General features: G+C 34.6%; 2 protein-coding genes. Both read left to right on the forward strand.

The features are described from left to right. Entirely contained in the window at window positions 1-23,961 is a 23,961-nt protein-coding gene (locus tag MED152_RS13685) for an isopeptide-forming domain-containing fimbrial protein (RefSeq protein WP_015481346.1), read from the forward strand. A 14-nt stretch (window positions 23,962-23,975) separates the two neighbouring features. Beyond that, window positions 23,976-24,881, forward strand: coding sequence for a type IX secretion system membrane protein PorP/SprF (locus tag MED152_RS07945; RefSeq protein WP_041383492.1), 906 nt, complete (start codon window positions 23,976-23,978; stop codon window positions 24,879-24,881). Window positions 24,882-24,883 lie beyond the last annotated feature (2 nt).

The raw sequence follows: 24,883 nt of genomic DNA on the forward strand, positions 1-24,883 counted from the left end.
ATGATTTATAGTTACCTTCATTCTATTCTATTAAACATTAAAAAACTTACCTTAATTTTAGTACTTAGTTCACCTGTTTTATTAGGTCAAAACTTAGTACATAACTTTGAATTTAATGGTAATTTAAATGATACTAAACTTACTGGAGTTAGTTTAACAGCAACCAATGTAGCATCTTCGAGCTTTAGTTCAAACCCAAATAGATGGACCTGGTCTCAACCAAGTACTCCTGGAGGAGGTTTAATTTTACAAACCGATAAATTGGTTGATGAAGAAAGCTATTCTATAGGTTTTAGAATTTCTTATCAGAATACAGGTAACCCAGATGGAACCTCTAAAAGCTATAAAAAAATTCTTTCCTTTAAGGGCCCTACAGATGATAATGGGCTTTATTTTAATCATCAAAACTTACAGTTTTTTCCTTTTGGTGCGAATAATGCAGTAACTTATACACCAAACGTTTTTTACGATTTCATTTTAACAAGAACAGCAGATTCTAAAGAATTATATGTTTATATAGTAGAGAATGATGGTTCTGTAACCTTAGTATATTCTAAGATAGACACCAATGATTCTGCAGTACCTAGATTGGTTGGAGGTAAACACGAATTTATCTTTTTTAAAAATGATGGTACAGGTTCAGAAAATACACCTGGTGGAACTGTAGAAGGAATTCGTTTGTGGGATGGCCCTTTAAATCAATCACAAATTGGCGCTGCTCTTTCTTCTGTAACAACTAATCCTGCTACAAACGTATTTGGTTCAACAGCTACTTTAAATGGCGAGGTTAACCCACAAGGTTCAACCTCTAATTTTGAATTTGAGTATGGGTTAACTACAAGTTATGGTCAAACTATAACGCCTACACCTTCTTCAGGCAATGCATCTTCAGCAATTACTGTATCAGCAAATTTAACCGGTTTAACACCAGGTATTGAATATCATTACAGGTTAAAATCTACAAATACAGCAGGTGATTCATTTGGTTCAGACCAAACATTTACAACCATTTCTCCTGGTGGAGTTAATGGTGCAGGTTTATGGTTAAATAGCAGTGATGGTGTTTCAAATTCTGGAGATAATCTTACCAATTGGGATGACCAATCTGGAGCCAATACATTTACTATTGTTGGTAACCCAAAAGTTGTAAATAATGCCATAAATTTTAACAAAGCCATTGCGTTTGATGGTGTAGATGACTATCTACAAGGGAGTCAACCCATAATTTTTCAAAATATATATGCTGTTTATAAAAGAAATAGCGCCACAGAAAAAGACCCTTTAATAGGTGTTAATAAAGGTGTAGAAGGTTATGATGGTAGTATGCTTGTTGGCCCAAATATGTGGGTTTCAAACTCATCTTCTGGTCAAGGAATAATTTTTCAATCTGCAGGAGATTTAGGAACTTCAAAGGCTAGAATAGCGGTTTCTGAGATTATACCTGCTAATAATTTAAATAACCAATTTAGCTCTATTGATGGAAAAGTGTTTTCTACATCAGAAGTTACAAGTACTGGATCGTCTATAAGCACTTTTGCAGGAACCCCACTAATAGGTACAGATTTTGCATCTACAAATAGAGATTATTTTGATGGGGAAATCGCTGAATTAATAATGTTCTCTAACACCCATACAGAACTTCAACGAAAAAAAATAATCACGTATTTAGCCATTAAATATGGTATTACTTTAGACCCTTCTGTTGGTAGCTATATTACTTCTAATGGAACCGTTCTTTGGGATAATACTAGTTATTGGAATGATGTTTTTGGGATTGGTAGATCTAATGTGGATGGATTAAACTTAAAAGTATCTAACCCAATTAATACTGGTTTTGGAGATGGAAAAGGTATTCCAGGTAAAGGTAACGTTACAATTTCAAACCCCACTAATTTAGCTGATGGAGAATTTTTAATGATTGGCCATGACAATGGTGCATTGACAGAACAGTCTACAGATTTACCTTCTGCAAGTATTGGCAAAACACGTATAACCAGAGAGTGGAAAGTAAAAAATACAAATAATGTAAATGGTATTAATGTTACTTTTAGTTTAGACAGTATTTGCCTTTCTGGAGTTTTAAATACTGATTATACCTTAATTATAGATGAAGATGGAAATGGCGATTTTACTGATGGTACCATAACCCAATTTACAGCTTCTGCAATATCATTAGAAACTTTAATATTTCAAGGTGTTACATTAGTTGATGGTGCCGTTTTTACAATTCAAGGCACACCTGCATCAATTGCTTTATCTTCTGCTAGTACTACAGATAACCAAGAAATTTGTATTACAGACCCAATTACAGACATCACCTACGATGCAAAAAATATAGATAGTGCTACCATTACAGGTTTACCAACAGGTTTAACCGGTAGTTTTAACAATGTTGCTAAAGTTTTTACCATTTCTGGCACGCCTACACAAACAGGTAATTTTACGTACACCATAAACACAGTAAGCTCACAATGTAGTACAGCACCAACTATTACTGGTAAAATCACTATTTATGAGGCAGAAACTGTTAGTGCTGCATCAAGCTCACCAACTGTAGGAACCAACCAAACTTTACCACCAATAACACATACTACTACTGGTGCTACTGGTATTGGTACTGCAACAGGTTTACCAACAGGAGTTACTGCAAATTATGCTGCAGATGTAATCACTTTAAGTGGTACACCAACTTTGGCAGGTACTTATAATTATAGTATTCCTTTAACTGGTAAATGCGGAAATGTAAGTGCTACAGGTACCATAATTGTAACTGATAATTTAGATACAGATGGTGATGGAGTGTTAGATTCTGACGATTTAGATGCAGATAATGATGGTATTTTAAATACAGATGAAGGTTTTGGGGCTATAATTCCTGCAAGACCAATAAGCACATATACCTCATCAACATCAATCAAAGCTGCTGCTGGACCAAGTATTTCAAATCCTACAAACGGTTATGTGGTTACAGATAAATCAACTACTGGTAAATTTGCTTTTGAAGCTGTTTCAAGATCAGAAGATGGTTCTGGAGGTGGTATTGGTACAATCTCTTTTGTAGAAATAGATGTAGACTTTGCACCAAAAGAAACCGTAAGTAATGTTGTAGTAGACTTTAAAATAGGTAGTCAATCTAGTGCTACAGGTAATGGGTATTTTGATGATGGTATTTATATAGAAATTAACGGAGTTATTGTGGTTAATTTTAACTATGCACAATATAACGTTTCTGCATTCAATAACATATTTGATCTTAATGGTGGTGGATGGGCTCCTTGGAATGGAGAAGGGAACCCCACTCTTGAATTGGATTTATTGGGTAGACAAGTACGTTTAATGGCAGACACTAAGAATGGTGGACGCCAAGATGCCTTGCCTTTTATTACCAATGCAAAACCTAACCCAATGCCATTGGTAGATTTTGAAAAAGGTGTAAGAGTAGGTACAGCTTTTAACAACGAAAATGGTCCAGGAGGTATAGGTATACAAACCTTATCATTCTCTGCAGATGTAACTACACACATAGATAGTAATAATGATGGGGTGTTTGACTACTTATCTGATGATGGTGATAGTGATGGTTGTAATGATGTAGATGAAGCATATGGAACAGGTTTTGATACCAATGGAAATGGACAATATGGAGCAACACCAACCTTAGCTAATGGAGGTGTAAATGCCAATGGTTTAGTAGTTGCTGCTGGTATTGCAGCAAGTACTCGTGCTTATACAAAAAGTCCTTTAGATGCAGATTCAAATGGTACAAAAGACTTTCAACAACTAAGTCAAAAGTTAGGAGCTATTTCCACGCAATCTACTGCAGTAACTTCTACAATTGATACTGATGCCGTTTTTACAGTAGATTACACCTTAACAGGTTCAGGCACAGACACCTCTGTTATTCAATGGTACCTTAAAGAAAATGGTACAGGAGCAGAACAAAAATTAACAAATTCAACAATTACTGCTGGTAGTTTTAATGAGGCTTATAGTGGTGTAGATACTAAAACACTTACAGTATCTAACTTTAACAGTACAGATAATGGGCATGTATATTTTGCTAAAATCACTAATCCTGCTTTGGCATGTGACCCTGAATTAACTACAAGTGAAGTTGCATTAACAGTTACACCACACGCAATTGTGGCTACTTTAGACACCTACACTATCGTACAAAATAGCACAGGCGATTTAGCTACAAGTTTAATAGCAAATGATCTATTTAAAGGAGTAGCTGCAACAAGTTCTGATTTAAACGTAACTGTAACCGACTTTGGCACTACCAATGGTAATGTAACCTTTAATGCTGCAACAAACTCTTTAGTTACACAGGCTGCTTTAGCTCCAGGAAGTTACACTATACAATATCAAATTTGTGAAAAGGCAGATCCAACCAATTGTGATTCAACCACTGTAAATTTAGTAGTTCAGTTAGATACAGATGCAGATGGTGTTCCAGATGTTACAGATTTAGATGATGATAATGATGGAATTTTAGACACTGTAGAAGGAGAATGTATACTACCCACTCAAATGCGTTTAGGATATATACCAAATGCTAGAGATTTAGATGGAGATGATGGCTATACTCTAGATGGTAATAATATGAGTAATGCACTTACTCAAAAAATTCAAAATCCAGCAAATTTTGGTCCTTCAGGTATTGTAAAAACAGAAATTGTTTTAGTGCCTATAAACGCAAGCCCGATAACCAAAACCGATTTAGATAATTTAAATTTAGATGCTATATTTATTGGTGGTATAGATAAAATTCCAACTATAGAATCTTGGCTTTCAGATGCAGAATTCACGGCTATAAAAACATGGTCTTCAAGTCCTAACAAAACAGTTATAGTTACGCAAGCATCATCTACAAAATGGGGCAGAGTTCTTAAATCGGGTAATACAAACCCAGACACACCAACTACAATTGGTGCCTCAACTAGTATTTTTGATGGGCCTTTTGGTAAAAGTACTTCTTTTATCCAAGGAGGAACTTTTCAAGCTGTTTATGAACCAAATTCTACTAAAAATGATGTTATTCTTGCTGCAGATGCTAATAACAATATTGTAATCATTAAAGATGAAGTTTATAATGATATTTTATTATCTGATGTTGATATTTTAACCACTGTAGGAGGAGTTTCTAGTGGGCCAAATTTAGCCACACTTAATAATAATGATATATTAGCCATGAACCTAATATACACAGCCATTCCTTTAAGTTCTTGTCCTGGTTCTGATATAGATTTAGATGGTGTTTCGAACTCATTAGATGCAGATTCAGATGGAGATGGTTGTAATGATGTAAATGAAGTTTATGGTTCAAAAATAGATCCAGATTCTGATGGTGTTTATGGTGTTGGTAAACCTGCAGTAGACGCAACAGGTAAAGTAATTGCTGCAGACTACAGAAACCCTCAAGATATTGACTCTAATGGTACAGAAGATTTCATTCAATCTTCACTTATAGTAACACATGTAAAAACACAACCTAACCCAATTACAGTAGACTCTAAAGACGATGCTACTTTTACGGTTGAATTCAATACAAAAGGATCAGGAACCTCACCTATTTATCAATGGCAAGTTAAAGAAGCTGGTGCTACTAGCTGGACTGATTTAACTAATAATGCAGAATATTCAGGAGTTAATACGCCTACTCTAACAGTAATTAGAGCACTTTATGCTAAAAACAATAACCTATACAGAATAGAAGTATTTAACAATTCTAGTGTTTGTGCTGGTACTTTTCTTACGGATGCTGCAAAATTAACAGTTACTCCAGAGCCATTTGTAATTGTAGATGAAACTGAAACAATATCACAAGCTTTTAATGGTACCATTATTCCTACAGTGCTTTCTAACGATATGTCTGCAGGAATTACAGCAAGTGTAAGTAATTTAACCATTACATTAATTGGTACAGTGCCTAATGGAATTACTTTTGATACTGCAACAGGTGAAGTTTCTTCAGATGGAACAGCAACACCTGGAACTTATTCTTTTCAATACAAACTTTGTGAAATTGCAGATCCAACGAATTGTACATTACCAGCAGAATATGGTACAGTAAACTTAACTATTTTACTTGATACAGATTTTGACGGAGTTGCAGATATAAATGACTTAGATGATGATAATGATGGTATCTTAGATAGTATTGAAGATGCTGGAAACACAGATATAGATTCAGATGGAATTATAAATTCTTTAGATGCAGACTCAGATAATGATGGCTGTAATGACTCAAATGAAGTTTATGGTGCAAATGCAGATTCAGACAACAATGGAAAATTTGGTTCAGGTTCACCTACTGTAGATGCTAATGGTTTGGTTATTGCAGCTGGTGTAACAGGTAATGCATATAACACACTACCAACTGACAATGATTCAAATGGTACAGATGATTTCTTACAAACTTCAAAAGCCTTATCAGGCATTACTACACAACCTGTAGATCATTTAACTAATATTAATAGATCTGTTACCTTTTCTGTAACAACTGCAATAAGTGGTTCAGGAACAGATGTTAGTTATCAATGGCAAGTAAATGATGGTGGAGTTGGTACTTGGACAGATTTAGCAGACAATAGTTTTTACACAGGTTCTACCTCAGCTAGTTTAGTTGTAACGCCTAATAATAGCACGTTTAACAGCAATCAATATAGAGTGGTTATCACTACACCATCTTACGTTTGTGACTCAGATGTAACCTCGAATGCTGCTGTGTTATCTATTATTTCTAACAATATTAGTGCAGATAATGATGCTGCTCAAGTAGTAGAAAAAGTAGCGAATTCATCTATTGTAAATGTATTAACCAATGATATTTTAAACAATTCACCAGCACTAATTACAGAAGTAACACTTAGCCAAATAAGTAGTACAAGTGCAGGAATTTCTTTAGACATAGCTACTGGAGATATAAGCATTAACGCTAGTGTACTTGCAGGAATTTACTTCTTAGAGTACAGAATTTGTGAAAATGTAGATCCATCTAATTGTTCTAATGGTATTGCAACAATTGTTGTTCAAAAAGATACTGATGGAGATCAAATTCCAGATCAAACAGATCCAGATATTGACAATGATGGTAATCCAAACGCAACAGATCCTAACACCAATATTGCAACTGCAAATAATGATACAGCTACTGCAAAAGTAGCTCAAGCAAAGGATGTAGACATTTTAGCAAATGACGATTTTCTACCAGGTGCAAATACAACAATAACACAAACAGGAGGTTCTGCTGCAGGTGTAGTTTCTTTTGATAACACCACAGGTATTTTAACCTATACACCAACTTTAGCAGAAGCTGGTACTGATGTAACTATAGAATATCAAGTTACAAATACACCAACATCCGTTTCAAAAACTGCTACTGTTACCATCACTATAGATAATGAAGCAGATTTAAGTATTGCTTTAACTGTAGATAATAACGCACCAAATGTTGGCGATAATGTAGTGTTTACAATTACATTAACAAATGCTGGCCCAAGCAATGCTACTAATGTAGATGCTACTGCTTTATTACCTTCAGGTTATACTTATGCTAGTGCAATTGTTAGTAAAGGAACTTATAACCCAGTAACAGGAAATTGGTTTGTTGGGCCTGTAACTAATGCAAATCCTGAGATTATAGCCATTACAGCTTCTGTAAATGCATCAGGAACTTATTCTTTTCCGGCTGAAATTGCATTTGCAGATCAAACAGACCCAGATTCTACACCTGGAAATGGAAATACAACAGAAGACGATTATGCTACAATTACTGTAACACCAGTTGCTCAAGCTAATTTGGTTACTGTTTTAGCAGTAAATAATGCTACACCAAATGAAAATGATGAAATAACTTATCAAATAAAAGTAACCAATAACGGACCTAGTGCAGCTACTAACGTTCAAGTTAATTCTGCTACAATTCCTTCAGGAATCACTTATATTTCAGATGATGGTTCAGGAGATTATAATTCAACTTCAGGCATTTGGTCTATTGGTAATTTGGCTTCAGGAAACAGTGCAACATTGCATATTGTAGGAAGTATAGATTCTGGTGAAGCTGGTAATACCATTAACCAAACTGTTGCAACAACCGCAACTGAAAACGATACAACTACTACAGGTGATATTTTATCTGCAGATTTAACTGTAAATCAAGCAGCACTTACAACTACAATTGTGGTAGACAATGCAACACCTAATGAAGGTGATACAATAAAATACACTATAACTATTAGCAATTCAGGTGCAAATACTGCAACAGGAATTGAGCTTACTAGTATTTTACCATCAAGCTTAACTTATGTATCAGATAATGGTGCAGGTGCTTACAATTCAGCAACCGGAATTTGGCAACCAGCTGCTATTGCAAATGGTGCAAATGCTTCTTTAGAAATTACTGCAACCGTAAATTCAGGTACTGCAGGTAATACCATTTCAACTGCAGTTTCAAAAATAGTAAGCAATCAAAGTACAAGTAATACATTACCTGCAAGTACTGCAGATATTACAGTAAAAAGCATCAATTTAGTTACTGTAATTTCTGTAGATGATGCCTCACCAAATGAAGGACAAACGATTCAGTATACCATCAACATAAATAATGCTGGTACAGATAATGCAACAAACGTTTCTTTAACTGATGTATTACCAAATGGAGTTACCTACGTTTCAGACAATAGTGGTGGTACTTACAATTCAACAACAGGTCTTTGGACAGTTGGCACTATCAATGCTGGAAATTCTGATTCTTTAATCATTACTGCAACTGTAGATTCTGGAACTGCAGGTAATCATATAGATAATACCATCACCAACATTAGTGCTACAGAAACAGACACTACAAATACAGGTGATAATTTAACAGCATCTATTACAGTAACTAGTGCAAATTTGGTAACTGTATTGTCAATCACTAATGCATCACCTAATGTAAATGACAACTTTGCCTATACCATTACAGTTACCAATAATGGCCCTGGAAATGCAACAGGTATTTCATTAACTAATGTAGTGCCTAGTGGTTTAACCTATGTTAGTAATGTTGCTTCAGTAGGGTCTTACAATCAAACAACTGGTTTATGGACTTTAGGTGGTTTAACCAATGGTAATTCTGCAACTTTAACGATTAATGCAACTGTTGATGCTAATCAAGGTAATGTTACCAATACAATTAGTACAACTGCTGCAAATGGAGATCAAACAGATGCAACTAATGCAGGAGACGTTTTATCACAAAGTTACACACCTACTTCAGCAAACCTTATTACAGTATATTCTGTGAATAATCCAACACCAAATGTTGGTAGTCAGGTTGTATTTTCAATCACTGTAAACAATGCAGGGCCTAGTAATGAAACAAATGTTTCTTTAACTAGTTTGTTACCATCAGGAGTTACATATATTAGTGATGATGCTTCAGGTGCCTATAATACCACAACTGGTTTATGGACAATTGGTGCTATAAACGATGGTGCTACTTCTCAATTAAATATTACTGCTTCTGTTGATTCAAATCAAGGAGGACAAACCATAACAGGATCAACAACAGCTGCTACTGGAAATCAGGTAGATTTAATAACTGCAGGAGATGTACTTTCTGCCAGTTTAAATGTAACTAGTGCTGATCTTGTAACTATTTTAAGTGTAGATAATGCTACACCAAACGTTGGCCAAAATGTTACGTTCACTATCAATGTAACAAATAATGGTCCAAATGATGAAACAAATACAAGTTTAACAAGTCTGTTACCTAATGGATTTGCCTTTGTTAGTGCAACTCCAAGCCAAGGAACTTATAATGATGGTTCAGGCTTATGGACAATTGGTAATATTACTCAAAACACTACAGAAACATTAACTATAGTTGCAACTGTAAATAATGATCAAGGAGGAAATACACTTACCGTAAACACAACAGCTGCTAATGGAGATCAAACAGATCCTACCTCTACTGCTGATGTTTTGTCTGTAAATGTAAATCCTACAAGTACTAATTTAGTTACAGTTTTAAGTTTAAATAATAGTGTGCCAAATGAAGGAAGTACTATTAAATATACTATTAATGTTACCAATGTTAGTGCAACAGAAGCTACAAATACTTCATTAACTGCAGGTTTACCTGCTGGCTTAACTTATGTAAGCAACTCTGCATCTCAAGGTACTTATAATGACTCAACTGGTCTTTGGACTATAGGAGCTATAGGTTCTAATGCAAAAGTTTCTTTAGAAATCACGGCTACAGTTAACGCTAATACTAGTGGTACTTCAATAACAAATACTATAACTGCAGCTGTAGCAGATCAATCAGATACAAGTAGTGTTGGAGATGTTTTATCCAAATCACTTACAGTTACAAATTCTAATTTAATAACTGTAAAAACGGTCGATAACCCAACACCAAATATTAATACCAATGTTGTTTATACAATTACGGTTTCTAATGTTGGTGCATCAGATCATACAGATGTATCTTTAACAGATTTATTGCCTGCTGGAGTTAGTTATGTAAGCCATACTGAAAGTCAGGGTACTTATAATCAAACTTCAGGGCTTTGGACTATAGGAAATGTAACAACAAATTCTGATGCAACATTAAGCATAGTTGCTAGTATAGATACAAATCAAGGAGGACAATCTATTACAAATACAACTACGGCTGCTAAAGGTAATGAAGCAGATCCGTCAAATGTAGGAGATACTTTATCTGCCACTGTTAACGTAACTAGTGCCAATTTAGTTACCGTTCTTAATGTTGATAATAAAAACCCAAATATTGGAGATCAGGTAAAATATACAATTACTGTAACCAATAATGGAGCTTCTAATGAAGATGCGATTTCTTTAACAAGTATGGTACCTTCAGGTTTAACTTTTGTAAGTGCAAACCCTTCTTCTGGTAGTTATGCTTCAGGAGTTTGGACAATAGGAAGTTTAACAGCATTGTCTTCTGCCACAATCGAGTTAATAGCGACAGTAGATTCGAATCAGGCTGGAAACACAATCACATACACAACAACTGCTGCCTCAGGTAACCAAACAGATCCAACAACAGTTGGTGATGTTTTATCTACTGATATTTTAGTAGCAACATCAAACTTAGTTACAACTATTCGTGTAGATAACCCTTCACCAAATGAATTGGAAACGATTGTTTATACCATTTTAGTTAGAAATGCAGGGCCTAATGATGAAACAAATACCAAATTAACTGATGTTTTACCTTCAGGTGTTACTTACCAAAGTGAAACTGTAACTCAAGGTTCATATAATAATAGTACTGGTTTATGGACTATAGGAACTTTAACAAATGGAGCAACAGCTACTCTAGAAATCACAGCCACTGTTGATGCCAATGAAGGTGGAAATACAATTACAAATACAATAAGTGCTGCTTCAGGTGATGTTGTAGACTTAGATACAACAGGCGATATTTTATCTGCAAGTATTACTGTAGAAGATGCAAAATTAGTAACTACTTTATTTGTAAATAATACTACTCCAAATGAAGGTGATGAGGTTACATATACGTATACAGTGGTTAACAATGGCCCATCAACAGATAGAAATATTGAATTAACAAGCCAATTGCCTGCAGGCTTAACTTTAGTTTCGGCTACTGAAAGTCAAGGTTCTTATGATCAAAATACTGGACTTTGGCAAATTGGAAACTTAGCAAATGGTGCCAATGCTACTTTAATAGTAAAAGCAACTGTAAACGCAAGTACAGGAGGTTCTACGATTACAACAACAACTACAAAAGCAGAAGGTGACCATACCAATGCATCTACAACAGGAAATGTGTTATCTGCCTCTATAAACGTAACTACAGTTAATTTAGTTACTACGAAATCAGTTGATAATCCTGTACCTAATGAAGGTGATACTGTTATTTATACCATAAATGTTTCTAACATTAGTAAAACAAATGCTACAAATGTTTCTTTAACAGATGAATTACCAACAGGTGTAAGTTTTGTAAGTAGCTCAGCTACAGCAGGTTCATATGACATTACTAGTAAAATATGGACCATTGGAAATATAAATCAAGGAGATACAGAGACTTTAAATATAACAGCAACAGTAGATCCAGGGACATTAGGTAATGTAATTACCAATACTATTTCTGCTAGAGCTGCAGGAGATCAAACAGATGGTACAACTGCTGGAGATGATTTAACAGCAGATATTACTGTTAGTGCATCAGATTTAGTAACTGTAGTTGCAGTAGATAATCCAACTCCGAATGTAGATGATATCATTGAGTATACAATTACTGTAATAAACAACAGAGGTTTAAGTGATACTAATATTTCTTTGACAGATCAATTACCTGCAGGTGTAACTTTAAGTGGAATACCAACAGCATCGCAAGGAACCTATGATTCAGGAACTGGTGTTTGGACCATTGGTACTTTAAATTCTGGTGATAAAGTTACTTTAAAAATTAAAGCGACTATAAATTCAGATCAAGGAGGACAAACAATAACGAATACTATAGATTCAGTTGCGAGTGGTGATCAAGCAGATCCAACAACTAACGGAGATATTACTAGTGTTGATGTAAACGTTACAAGTGCAAACTTAGTAACAACTATTAGAGTTGATAATCCAAATCCGAATGTTGGTGATACCATTAAGTACTTGATTAGTGTTACCAATAATGGCCCAAGTGATGAGACTAATACAAGTTTAACAGCGCAATTACCTACTGGAGTTACTTACAGTGCAGATAATGCAAGTTCTGGTACTTATAATTCAGTTTCTGGTTTATGGACCATAGGTAGTATTGCAAAATTTACTACTGTAACTTTAGAATTAACAGCAACTGTAGATGCAAATACTGGTGGAACTACCATAAGCAATGTAATTACTGCTGCAAATGGAGATCAAACAGACCCAACAACTACAGGTGATAATTTACAATCGGATATTATAGTACAAACAGCAGATTTAATTACCCAATTATCAGTAGATAATACTACTCCAAATGAAGGTGATACTGTAGTTTATACTTTATCCGTTAGAAATTCTGGGCCAAACTCAGAGTCTGGTATTAATTTAACAAATGTACTACCTTCAGGAGTAACTTATGTATCGAATTCACCAAGTCAAGGTACTTATACTTCAGGAAGTGGTTTATGGAATGTTGGTACATTATCTAATGGAAGTATTGCAACCTTAACTATAAATGCAACTGTTGATGCAAATACTGCAGGCTCTGCAATTGTTGCTACAACAACAGCAGCTTCAGGTACAGTAACAGATCCAAATACAAATGGCGATAATCTAACAGCAACTATAAATGTATTAGGTGCAAAATTATTAACCAATGTTGTAGTTTCTAATGCTTCACCAAATGAAGGAGACATTGTAACATATACAATTACAGTTACCAATAACGGACCAACTGCAGATGAGAATATTAGTTTAACAAGTTTTGTTCCTTCTGGATTAACTTATAACAGCGATTCTGCTTCTCAAGGAAGTTTTATTCCTGGAACAGGAGTTTGGTCTATAGGGAATTTAGCGAATGGAGCTCAAGCTACCTTAGTGGTAACGTCACAAGTTAACAATAATACTGGTGGTACTTCAATTACAGTTAATACTACTGCTGCAGACGGAGATCATACAAGTAGTACTTTATCTTCTAATGTATTAAGTGCAGTAATGAATGTTACAAGTGTAGATTTAGTTACCACTATAAGTGTAGACAATCCTGTACCTAATGAAGGAAATACTATTGAGTATACAGTTAATGTATCTAACATAAGTAGTACAAATGCAACCAATGTTTCTTTAACTAGTTTATTACCTTCAGGGCTTAGTATAGTTGGCTCAGCATCTGTATCTTCTGGAACTTACAACAGTAGTTCTGGCTTATGGTCTATAGGAACTTTATCAAAAGGAAACAAAGCTACCTTAACCTTAACAGCAACAGTAGATGCTGGTACAATTGGTAGTGTTATTACGAATACTACAACTGCTGCAGTAGCAGATCAATCAGATGTTAGTAATTCTGGAGATGTTTTATCTGTGCCTATCACAGTTACTGGTGGTAATTTAATTACGGTAAAAACGGTAGACAATACATCACCAAACACAGGAGATACTGTAAATTATACCATCACTTTAACCAATAATGGGCCATCTGCTTACACTAATGTTGTATTTACTGATAATTTACCATCAGGTGTAACTTATGTGGGTAGTTCAGCAAGTCAAGGTACTTATTCAAATGGGAATCAACTTTGGACAGTTGGTACAATTCCAGCAAATAGTACTGCAACTCTGCAAATTACAGCTACAATTAATGCTGATAAAGGTGGTGATACAATTGTAAGTACCATAACACCTGCAACAGCAGATGAAGCAGATGTATCTACAATTGGTGATGTTTTAGAAGCAAGTTTAACAGTTACTAGTTCTAATTTAATAACATCAATCTCATTAGATAATACAAATCCTAATGTTGGTGATACTGTAAACTACACCATTGTTGTTACCAATAATGGACCTAATGATGAGAATAACATCACACTAGAAGATTATGTGCCAACTGGTTTAACATTTGCAAGTGCAACAGCAAGTCAAGGTTCATATGCATCATCAACAGGAATTTGGAATATAGGTACTATTAATGAATTTGGAAGTGCTACTCTTACCATTTCTGCAACTGTAGATTCTGGAACAAATGCACAAACCATAACAAATACAATAACACAAAGAGCAATTGGTGATCAAACAGACCCAACAACTGCTGGAGATGATTTAGAAGCTAACTTAACAGTATCTAGTGCAAATTTAATTACGGTAATTAGTGTAAACAACCCAACACCTAATGAAGGTGAAGCAGTAAACTATACAATTACTGTAACCAATAATGGGCCAAATGACGAATCATCTGTTAGTTTAACAAGTTTATTACCAAGTGATATTAACTTTAATTCTGCAATTGTTGCACAAGGTAGTTATTCATCTACTTCAGGTATTTGGACTATTGGTAATTTATCTAAAAACACCTCTACTACTTTAACCTTATTAGGTACAGTTGCAAGTGGTGCAGCACAAAATAATCCAATAACGACAAGTACAACAGCTGCTCAAGGTAATATTGCAGATTCAAATACTGCAGGAGATGTACTGTCTGTAGCTATAAATGTTACACAAAGTGATTTAATTACAACTATTGCAGTAGATAATCCTACACCTAATGAAGGTGATACAGTTACTTACACAATAACAGTAAATAATAACGGACCAAATGATGAAACAAACGCATCTTTAACATCAGTTTTACCAACAGGTTTAACTTTTGTAAGTTCATCTTTACCTGGAGCTTATAACCAAGCAACTGGTTTATGGACAATAGGAAATATCTCTAAAAATTCATCTAAAACTTTAACTATTTCAGCTACTGTAAATGCAAATACTTTTGGTAATACCATTACTGCATCAACAACAGCTGCTAATGGAGATCAAGCAGATCCTAGCACTGCAAACGATGTACTTTCTACCACCATAACTGTTGGTAACTTTACAGATATTGTATTATCGAAAACAGTAGATAACAGCACTCCTAATATTGGAGATACTATAGATTACACAATTTCTGTAACCAATAATGGGCCAGCCAATGCAACAAATGTTGTTATTACAGATGTTCTTCCTGCAGGATTAACTTTTGTAAATGAAATTGCTGGTTCTGGGGTTTGGAATGCAACAAATTCTACTTGGACGTTAGCTACTTTACCAAATGGCGAAACTAGAAATTTAACGATTACTGCAACTGTAAATGCAGATCAAGGAGGAAATACCATTACCAATACAATTTCTAATACGCAAGATCAAGTAGATTCAAATGCTACTCAAGATGATAATTCAGAAGCAATTACAGTAACATCAGTAGATTTATTTGCTACTAAAACAGTAGATAACAACAATCCTAATGAAGGTGATGTAATTAGCTATAGCATAAGAGTAACCAACAATACAGGCTCAGACACTGCAACAAATGTGGCTATTACAGATGTTTTACCAACTGGAGTAACTTATTTAAGTAATACTGCAACTAATGGTTCTTATAATTCAGGATCAGGTTTATGGTCTATTGGAACTTTAGCTAGTGGTGCAAATGCCTTATTAATTATTGATGCACAAGTAAATGCAGGTACTTTAGGTACAACTATTGTAAATACAGCAAGTACATTAATTTCAGATCAAGCAGATAACAATACAACTGCAGATGATTTATCTGAATCAATAACGGTAACTAGCACTGATTTAGTTACAACCAAAACTGTAAATACTGCAACACCTACAGAAGGTGAAGACATTATTTATACGTTAACAGTAACTAATAATGCTGGTAACAACGCAACTAATGTTAGTTTGGTAGATAGGTTACCAAATGGTGTAACCTACAAATCTGATGATGCAGGTACTTATAATGCTACCTCAGGAATTTGGACAATTGGTGATTTATCTGCAGGAAACAATGCTACCATAAATATTACAGCTACTGTAAATGGAGGTACTGCAAACACTAGCATTACCAACACAACTTCTGCAGCAACAGCAGATCAAGCAGATTCAACTACTGTTGGAGATAGTTTAGCTGCCACAATTAACGTAGTTAGTGCAGATCTTGTTACAACAAACACTGTAAATGTAACTGAAGCAAATGTAGGCGATACTGTTATTTACACAATTACTGTAATCAATAATGGACCAAGTTCTGCAAGTGGAATTACTTTAATAGATCAATTACCTAGTGGAGTAACCTATGTTTCCGATGATAGTTCAGGGGCATATGATAATACTACTGGAGTTTGGACAATTGGTAGTTTACTAAATGGGGAATCTAATGTTTTAGAAATAACAGCAACAGTAAATGCATCTGCTGCTGGTAAAACTGTTACAAATGCAATTTCTCAAGAAGCACAAGGTGCAGAAGTAGATCCTACAATTACGAATGATAATTTAGTATCATCTTTTAATGTAATATCTAATGATTTAGTAACCTCATTAACTGTTGATAAAACAAATCCGAATGAAGGTGATGCTATTCTTTATACATTAACCATTACAAATAATGGACCTAGTAATGCAACTGGAGTAACAATCACTGATAATTTACCTGTTGGAGTTACTTATACCAATCATGCTACTAGTGAAGGTTCTTACAATAATGGTTCTGGAGTTTGGAATGTTGGTGCTATTGCAAAAGGTAGTGTAGCTACTTTAACTATTAATGCAACCGTTAACACTACTACTGGAGGAACTACCATTACCAATACAACTAATAATGCAACTGCTAATAATTCAGATCCTGATACGTCTAACAATTCAGATAGTGTTGCAATAACGATAGGAAATGATGCAGATATAGTACTCACAAATACTGTAGATAATGCTTCACCAAATATTGGAGATACTGTTACTTTTATTGTTACTGCAACAAATAATGGGCCTACAGAAGTTCAGAATTTGGTTATTGAAAACACTATTCCAAGTGGTTTAACCATTACCTCTGCCTCTCCAAGTAATGGAACTTTTACAAGTCCAAATTGGACGATTGGTAGTTTAGCTAGTGGTACTACAGAAACTTTAACTATAGAAGCTACTGTAGATTCAGGTACAGCAGGTAAAACTTTTACAAGTTTAGTTTCTAATACCCAAAATCAAACAGATAGTAACTTAACAACAGATGATTTATCAGCATCATTAACCGTACAAAGTGCAAACTTAATTACAAGTAAATCCGTAAATGTTACTACTCCAAATGAAAATGACGTAATCACTTATACTATTTCTGTTACTAATGATGGGCCAAGTGATGCAACAGGCGTTTCTTTAACAGATGTTTTACCAACTGATGTTACCTATGCCAGTGATGACAGTTCTGGATCTTACAATAATGTTACAGGAGTTTGGACGATTGGTAATTTAGCTAATGGTGCTACTATTAGTTTAAACATAAATGCAACAGTTAATGCAGGTACTTCTGGTACATCAATAGTAAATGTTACTTCTAGAGCAACTGCAGATCAAACTGATTTGGTAACAAGTGGAGATGATTTAGACGCTTCATTTACAGTGGCAAGCTCTGAGCTAGTTACACAAATATCTGTAGATAATACAACACCTAATGAAGGTGATATTGTTACTTATTCAATTCTAGTAAATAACCAAGGAGTTAACGATGCAACTGGTATTAGTTTAACAGCATTTTTACCAACAGACATTTCTTTTACCAATTTTACAGCACCTGCAGGAACAAGCTATAATCAAGGTTCAGGGTTATGGACTATTGGAAACTTAGCAACCAATGCTAGTAAAACATTAACTATTGAAGGGCAAGTAAATATTGGTACTGGAGGTACAACCATAACCAGCACAACTACTGAAGCTGTAGGAGATCAAACAGATCCAAACAACGTTCCAGATATATTAAGTGTTGCTTTAACTGTTGAAAATTCTTCAGATATTGAAATTACAAAAACCGTAAATAATAACAATCCTAATGAGGGTGATACAATTACATATACCATAACTGCAACCAACAAATCTGGAGCAGAAGTAACTAATTTTGTACTTACAGATGCATTACCAAATGGATTAACTTTTGGTAATGTTACTGCTTCATCAGGAGTTTGGTCTGCACCAAATTGGAGCATATCTAAATTATCTGTAAATGATCCGCAAACGTTAATTGTTGAAGCTTTAGTAGATGCAGGAACTGGTGGTTTAAGTTTAACCAACAATGTTACACATACACAAGATCAAACAGATACAAATGCTTCTGCAGATGATTTATCTGAGACTGTTATTGTAACATCATCAGATCTAGTAACTGTAAAAACGGTAGACAATGCAACACCAAATGAAGGTGATACCATCAACTACACAATTGTGGTTACCAATAATGGTGGTAGTGATGCTACTAATGTAAATCTTACAGATAATTTACCTACAGGTGTAACTTATGTAAGTCATACCACAACTTCAGGATCATATAACACAGGTTCTGGTTTATGGGATGGTTTTAATCTTACAAATGGCGATTCAGAAACCTTAACAATTACTGCTACAGTAAATGCAGGAACTGGCGCCAGTACAATAACAAATACAGCAATTACAGCTCAATCAGATCAATCAGACCCAACAACAACTGGAGATGTATTATCTGCTTCTATAACTGTAACAAGTACTAATTTAGTGACTGTAAAATCTGTAAGTAATAGCACACCAAATGAAGGTGATGTAGTTGTGTACAGCATAGAAGTTTCAAACAATGGGCCATCTGATGCTAGCAATGTTAGTCTAACAGATATTTTACCAAATGGTGTAACTTATGTTTCTGATGATTCAGCTGGAAATTACAATACAACTTCTGGGGTTTGGACAATTGGTAATATTGCAAACGGAACAACAAAAACTTTAAATATTTCTGCAAGCGTAGATGCTGGTACAGGTGCAAATCAAACTACAATTACCAACACAACAACTGCTGCAATTGGTGATCAATCAGACCCAACTACTTCAGGCGATGTTTTATCAGCAAGCATAAATGTAAATAGTGTTGATTTAATTACAGTAAAAACTGTAGATAATGCAAGTCCGAATATTAATGATACTGTAAAATATTCAATTGCAGTTTCTAACTCAGGACCAAATTCAGCAAATAATGTTTCATTAACGGATGTTTTACCAGCTGGTGTAACTTATGTTTCAGATAATTCTGCGGGTGCTTATAATTTAACTACAGGAGTTTGGACAATAGGAACTGTTTCAAATGGACAAACAAAAGTTCTTGAAATTACTGCAACAGTAGATTCAGATCAAGGAGGAAATACAATTACCAATACTACTACCCTAGCCACTGGTGATGAAGCAGATTCAGACAACTCTACAGATGTTTTATCAGCAACCATTAATGTAACAAGTAGTAATTTAATCACTAAAAAGAGCATTACAACAAGTAGTGGAAATGGTACTTCTTTTGAAGGTGAAGTAATTACGTACACCATTTCTGTTTTAAATGATGGTTCTTCTAATGCAACCAATGTTTCATTAACAGATGTATTACCAGTTGGTGTAACTTACGTAACTCATACTACCACAAGCGGATTATACAACAGTGCTTCTGGAGATTGGTTAATTGGCGACATTACAAACAATGATACTGTATTCTTAAACATTACAGCTTCTGTAGATGTTGGTCAAGCAGGCAATACTATTACAAATACAGTTACCAAAGCAATAGGTGATCAATCAGATCCAACAGATGCTGGAAACGAATTATCAGCTTCTATAATTATAGATAATTTAGCAGATGTAGTAGTTTCAAAAACAGTAGATAATAATAACCCTAATGTTGGTGATGTAATTACATACACACTTGTAGCCACAAATAAAGGCCCAGCAAGAGTAACCAATTTAGTAATTACAGATAATTTACCTACAGGCTTAACATTTGGTAATGCAATACCTACACAAGGAGTTTGGACTGCACCAAATTGGACAATTAGTTCATTAGATTCAGGAGATTCTGCAACTTTACAACTAGAGGTAACAGTAGATGCAAATACAGGAGGACAAACGTTAGTGAATAACCTTACTGTTACTCAAGATCAAACAGATTCTGATGCTACAGCAGATGATTTAACCGAAACAATTACAGTTACTAGTTCAGATTTAGTAACTACCAAAACAGTTGATTTATCTACAGTTAATGAAGGTGACACCATTTTATATAGCATCTTAGTAGAAAACAATGGTACTAGTGATGCAACAAATGTAAATCTTACAGATGTTTTACCCACTGGAGTTACTTATTTAAGTGATGATAGTGTAGGAACTTACAATCCTAATACAGGTTTATGGATTTTAGGTGATGTAGTAGCAGGCTCGTCTAAAACACTTAACATTAATGCAGAAATAAATGCAGGAACTGCAGGTCAAAGTATTACAAATACAACTTCTACTGCTATTGCAGATCAATCAGACCCAAGCACTGCAAATGATGTTTTATCTGCAACTGTTATTGTTAGAAGCGAATCAGACATTGTACTTACTAAGGTTGTAGATAATGATAATCCTGATGAAGGTGATATTGTAACCTATACCATTACTGTTACCAATAATGGTGGTGCAACTGCAACGAATTTAGTTGTTTCAGATAATTTACCAAGTGGTTTAGCTTACAATCAAGCCATTGTAACTGCAGGTTCTTGGAATGCTCCAAATTGGACAGTTGGTAATTTAGCTCCAGGTACTACAGAAACCTTAACGCTATCAGTCTTAGTAGAACCAGGTACGCTTGGTTTAACCTTAATTAATACCATATCTAACACACAAGATCAAACAGATACAAATGCTACAACAGATGATTTAGATGCATCTCTTACAGTAACAAGTTCAGATCTTGAAGTGGTTAAAACGGTTTCTAATAATTCTCCAAATGAAGGTGATACCATTGTTTATAGAATTACTGTAGAAAATAACGGACCAAGTGATGCAACAGGAGTTAGTTTAGAAGATGTATTACCAACAGGTGTAACTTACGTTGGTCATTTTGCAAATACAGGAAACTACAACCAAGCTACAGGATTATGGACTATTGGTTCTTTAAATAATGGAGACATTGTAACCTTAACTATAAATGCAACAGTAGATGCAAATACTTCTTTCAATAGCATTACAAATACTACCGCTAATTTAACAGCAGATCAAGCAGATCCTGATAGTTCAAATAATGTTGGTAGTGTAACTATAGTTCCTGGTTCATCAATAGATTTAAGTTTAACTAAAAGAGTATTAGGTAACAATACATCACCAGTAACAGGAGATATTGTTAGCTACGAAATTGTAGTTAAAAACGATGGACCTAATACAGCAACAGGTATTGTTGTACAAGACCTTTTACCTTCTGGTTTACAATTTGTAAGATATAATAGTTCTGGAACGTATGATGCTACAACAGGAGAGTGGAATGTAGGTACTTTAGCCAATAATGATACCAAAATTCTATTTATAGAAGCAGAAGTTTTAAGTTCTGGAGATTATGAAAATTGTGCAGAAGTAATTGCTGCAGATCAAACAGATTCAGATTCTGTACCAAACAATGGTAGCACAACAGAAGATGATTATGCTTGTGCAGGTATAGTACCTCAAGTAAATGTAGACGTTATTATTACCAAAACTGTAGATAATAATTCTCCTAATATTGGTGATATAATTACCTATACAATTCAAGCAGAGAATAAAGGTCCTGCAAGAGCAACAGGATTAACCATTACTGATGCCTTACCAACAGGATTAACTTTAGTAAGTGCAACACCTAGCGAAGGTACTTGGACAAACCCTAATTGGAATGTTGGTAATTTAGAGGTAGGTAACATAGAAACATTAACGCTTCAAGTTCGTGTAGATATGAATTCTGGAGGTCAAACAATTGTAAATACTATTAGCAAAACACAAGATCAAACAGACTCAGATGATACTACAGATGATTTAGAAGAATCAATTACTGTTACTAGTGCAGATATTAGTGTTGTAAAAACAGTAAGTAATAGTTCACCAAATGAAAATGATGTAATTGTGTATCAAATTACAGTTGCCAATAATGGCCCAGACACAGCTACAAATGTTTCTTTATTCGATGTTTTACCTGTTGGAGTAACCTATGCAAGTCATTCAACAACCAATGGTGCTTACAACCAATCATCAGGATTATGGACAATTGGTAGCATCAACAATGGAGATGCTGTTACTTTAGACATTAGTGCCTCAGTAAATACTGGTACAACAGGTCAAACTATTACAAATACAACTTCTAATTTAACTTCAGATCAAGCAGATTTAGATAGTTCTAATAATGTAGGTTCTGTTTCAATAACACCAGGTTCTGTTGTAGATGTAGTTATTGCAAAAAGAGTTTTAGGCAGTTCAACACCAAATGTAGGCGATGTTATAAATTATGAAATATCAGTTTCTAATTTAGGCCCTAATACAGCAACTGGTGTAGAAGTAACAGATATTTTACCTTCTGGTCTTCAATTTATCAGTTACAACAGTTCTTCTACATATAACAGTACAACAGGTATTTGGAATGTGGGTACTGTTTCAACTTCAGACAATAACGTATTAATTATACAAGCAGAAGTGTTAAGCTCTGGAGATTATGAAAATTGTGCAGAAGTAACTAGCATAAATCAAGGAGATGCAGATTTAACCAATAATGAAGCTTGTGTAAGCATTACTCCAAATTCATCTGCAGATTTAGAGTTAAATATGAGTGTAAACAATAACAACCCATTGGTAGACACAAATATCATATTTACGTTAAGCCTTACCAATAAAGGGCCAAGTAGTGCAACTAATGTGGAAGTTACAGATCTAATTCCTACAGGTTATACCTTTGTAAGTGCTTCACCTTCTTTAGGTAATTATGATAGTCTTACAGGAATATGGTCTTTAGCATCAATGACAAGTAATACTGCTGAAACGTTAGCTATTACTGTAAAAGTGTTGAATTTTGGAGATTGGGTTAACATTGCAGAAGTTACAAGTGTAACAGAGTCAGATCCTGATTCGACTCCAAATAACGCAGACATAGATGAAGATGATTATTCAGAAATAAGTACAATATCACCTAACATAACAGTTATAATCCCAGAAAGTTTCTCACCAAATGGAGATAACATTAACGAGACTTTCGAGATTCCGAATTTACATGTAGAATATCCTAAATTTAGAATTGTGATTATCAACAGATATGGAGATAAAGTGTTTACATATTCACATAATGGAAACCCAAATACAACACCAACTTATTGGGATGGTACCTCAATGAATAATGGCATTTTACCTTCTGCCACTTATTTCTATACCATTTACTTTAATGATGGTAACAGAACACCAAAAACAGGATGGGTTTATTTAAGAAGATAAAAGAAATTAAGCATATGAAAAGCATAAAATATATAATTAGTTGTACTCTTTTACTGGTCACAATTTCAATTAAAGGTCAGCAAGACCCACTGTATACTCAATACAATTATAACATGAATGTTATTAACCCTGCTTACGCAGGTTCTAAAGGCGTATTTAGTCTGGGTGTTTTAGGTAGATCTCAATGGGTAGGTATAGAAGGTAGCCCAAGAACGCTAACATTAGCAGCGCATTCACCTGTTGGTAAATCTGTAGGTTTAGGGCTTTCTGTAATTGCAGATAGAGTTGGGCCTGTAAGAGAAACAAATATTTTTGGAGATTTTTCGTACACGATTGTAACTTCAGAAAATAGCAGATTAGCCTTAGGTTTAAAGGCAGGTGTAACTTCTTTGCAAGTAAATACACTAACTGCAAACAACAATAACGATCCCTTAAACGTACCTATAGATAGAACTGCACCCAATTTTGGAACAGGTGCGTATTTCTATACAGACAAATTCTATGCTGGGTTTTCGATCCCAAATTTGTTAAAAACCAGGTATTTAGAAAAATCAGCGGGGGTTGTATCTACAGCATCAGAAGAAATGCATTATTTTATCACTACTGGTTACGTTTTTGATATTTATGATGATTTAAAACTAAAGCCTTCTACCATGATTAGAGGTGTAAAAAATGCACCTTTATCTGTAGATATTTCAGCCAATTTACTTTGGCAAGAAAAGTTTGAATTTGGTGCATCTTACAGGTTTAACAAATCGTTTTCTGGTGTAATTGGCTTTTTACTAAATGAAGATATGAGAATTGGTTATTCATATGATCAAAGTATTGGAAACTTTGGGAACTTTAATTTTGGCTCACATGAAATAATGTTGCTTATCGATTTTAACAGGAGAAATTTAAAAAGTCCAAGATTCTTTTAAAC

It is taken from the genome of Polaribacter sp. MED152 (assembly GCF_000152945.2).
In the GTDB taxonomy this organism is placed as follows: domain Bacteria; phylum Bacteroidota; class Bacteroidia; order Flavobacteriales; family Flavobacteriaceae; genus Polaribacter.

Excerpts from the sequence above, each read along its gene's own strand:
- MED152_RS07945 (WP_041383492.1), top strand. The coding sequence starts at position 23,976 with ATGAAAAGCATAAAATATATAATTAGTTGTACTCTTTTACTGGTCACA.
- MED152_RS13685 (WP_015481346.1), top strand. The coding sequence starts at position 1 with ATGATTTATAGTTACCTTCATTCTATTCTATTAAACATTAAAAAACTT.